Source organism: Actinosynnema sp. NPDC059335 (genome assembly GCF_042752395.1).
Lineage (GTDB): Bacteria > Actinomycetota > Actinomycetes > Mycobacteriales > Pseudonocardiaceae > Actinosynnema.
The window spans coordinates 1-2,499 of record NZ_JBHYXZ010000315.1 but is presented as its reverse complement, the minus strand read 5'-3'; the positions used below and the strand labels follow the sequence as shown (position 1 = coordinate 2,499).

Genomic DNA, 2,499 nt, shown 5'->3' with positions numbered 1-2,499 from the left:
GCCCCCAACTACCACCCCACGGGGGGCCGCCGGCGCCCCCCCCCCCCCCCACCCCACCCCGCACCACCACCCCCCACCCCGGCCGGGGGGGGGCCCCCGCCACGTCCTGTCGGCACGGCGGTTCGCGCCGGCCGTCAGTCGAGGTACTGCGGGGGCTGCATCACCGGGCGGTCGACGGCCATCAGCCACCGGCCGTCCTCGCCGCGCCGCAGCACGTCCGTGCACGTGCCGTTGATCCGGACCTTCCGGCCCTCCTCGTCGGTCGTGTCGATCTGGAACCTCACGCCGATGAGCGACACGTCGCCCGCCACGTACGCGTGCGTGAGCGTCGCTTCGAGGTGCGGCCGCGGCTCGAGGAACTTCTCGAACCACGCCTTGCGCGCCGCGCCGGTGAGCTGGCCGCCGGAGAAGTTGGAGATGGCGTCCGGCCGGTACAACCGGTCGAACAGCGCGCCGTCACCCGAGTTGAACACGTCGATGAAGATGTCGTTCTGGGTGTCGATGTCGTCGGTGAGGTCGGGGAAGTCGGGGTCGATCCGAAGTGCGGTGGACATCTTTCCGTCCTGCTTCCTGTCGGTGGACCGGGTCCGCGGACCCTGCTCGCGAGCATCACGGGCCCTACCCGGCGAACGTAAGCGCCGGCTTTCACGGTCGGTCAACGAGCCGGTAATCACCGGTCGTGCACCCGTCGTTACTGCTCGATGGGAGTCCGTTTTCCACCCGCCCCTACAGTTCGGAACGGGTGCCTGGGGCGGTTGGCGACAGGCGTCCGGTCCGACATCGAACAGTCCACAGCGGACCAGACGAGAGGTTCAGCGCTGATGCAGGAGACCGAGAAGGACGGTCGCGCGGTGATCGAGGCCGTCCGCGACCTCGTGCCGCGGTTGCGGGCGAACGGTCAGGAGGCGGAGGACCGGCGGTGGCTGCCGGACGAGAACATCAAGCTGCTGGAGGAGGCGGGCGTCTTCCGCGCGCCGGTGCCGCGCAAGTTCGGCGGGCTGGACCTCGGCGTGGCCGACCAGGTGGCGATCGTGTCGCAGGTCGCCCGCGGCTGCGGCTCGACCGGCTGGACCGTGAACGCGTGGATGTCCAGCACGGGTCTCATCTCGGCCTTCCCGGACCGGGCGCAGGAAGAGGTGTACGAGGGCGGCTGGGCGCGCGTCTCGGGCGGGTTCACCCCGACCGGCACGCTGACCGCGGTCGAGGGCGGGTACCTGCTCAACGGCAGCTGGCGGTTCAACACCGGCATCCGCGGCGCGGACTGGAACATCGCCGCGGCCATGGTCGAGTTGCCGGGCCACGACCAGCCCGAGGAGTTCTACGCCGTGGCCCCCGCGTCGGACTTCAGCGTCGCCGACGACTGGCACACCTCGTCCGCCGCCGGCACCGGTAGCTCCACGTCCACCGCGAAGGACCTGTTCGTGCCGTCCCACCGGGTGGTGGACGGCGTGGCCATCCTGGAGGGCACCACCGGCGACCGCTGGAACGCCGGCCTGCACGGCCGCGACTACGGCCTGATCCCGTACGTCATGGCGCCCTCGCTGGCGGTGTACATCGGCCTGGCCCAGCAGGCGTTGGAGCTGTTCGCGGAGCGCGCCCCCGGGCGCGGCATCGCCTACACCGCCTGGACCGAGCAGGCCGAGCACCCGCACGTGCAGATCCAGGTGGGCGCGGCGACCAACAAGATCGCCGCGGCCGAGGGCCTGCTGGACCGCATCACGACGCTGATGCAGGACCGCGCCGACCGCGCGGTCGAGGTCACCACCGCGGAGAAGGCCGCCATCCGCGGCCACGTCGGCTACGGCATCCAGCTCGCCAAGGAAGCCGTGGAGATCCTCTACACGCTCTCCGGCGCGTCGGTGATCCAGAAGTCGGTGGCGCTGCAGCGCGTCTACCGCGACACCGTCGGCCTGGCCCTGCACGGCCTGATGACGCCGGTCACGAACCTCGAAGTCCACGGCCGGGTGGTGCTCGGCCTCGACCCGAACACGTTCTTCCTCTGACCACTCGCCGGACCCGGCGACCGCCACGCGTGAAGGAGCCAGCCGTCATGACCGCCACCAGCACGATCAAACCGACCACAGACCTGGACAAGCACCTGGAGCACTACGTCCAGGCGTTCAACTCCAACGACCCCGACGTGCTCGAGCGGTTCTACACCGAGGACGCCGTCGCGGTGTGGGAGCCCGGCAAGCCGCTGTCCGGCGAGGCGCGCCGCGAGGCCGCCCGCGAGTTCCTGTCCCGCAACCCCACGATGGTGGCGGTGGAGCGGGAGCGGTACGTCACCGGTGACACCATCCTGTTCATCGTCGACTGGACCATCGACATGACCGGCGTCGACGGCGAGCCCGAGCACCTGGAGGGCGTCGGCGTCGACGTCGTCCGCAAGGGCCCGGACGGCAGCTGGCTGTACGCCGTGGACGACGCGTACGGCGGCACCCCGCCCGCCTGAGGCGGTCCGCCCGCGTGACGCGCGGGCGTCCCACCGAGCCCGAACCC

The 2,499-nt window shown here is 71.2% G+C and carries 3 protein-coding genes; 2 read left to right on the top strand and 1 reads right to left on the bottom strand.

Going from position 1 to position 2,499, the window contains the following annotated elements; genetic code table 11:
- Positions 1–134: 134 nt before the first annotated feature.
- Positions 135–554 (bottom strand): YybH family protein, encoded by a 420-nt coding sequence (locus ACFXGA_RS40105; RefSeq protein WP_378098437.1) that lies wholly within the window; start codon positions 552–554, stop codon positions 135–137.
- A gap of 267 nt (positions 555–821) precedes the next feature.
- Here ACFXGA_RS40105 and ACFXGA_RS40100 point away from each other — a divergent pair, with 267 nt between their 5' ends.
- Both ACFXGA_RS40100 and ACFXGA_RS40095 read left to right on the top strand, forming a co-directional pair.
- On the top strand, positions 822–2,003 hold the full coding sequence (locus ACFXGA_RS40100) for an acyl-CoA dehydrogenase family protein (protein WP_378098434.1): 1,182 nt from the start codon (positions 822–824) through the stop codon (positions 2,001–2,003).
- 47 nt (positions 2,004–2,050) lie between these two features.
- On the top strand, positions 2,051–2,452 hold the full coding sequence (locus ACFXGA_RS40095) for a YybH family protein (protein WP_378098431.1): 402 nt from the start codon (positions 2,051–2,053) through the stop codon (positions 2,450–2,452).
- Positions 2,453–2,499 lie beyond the last annotated feature (47 nt).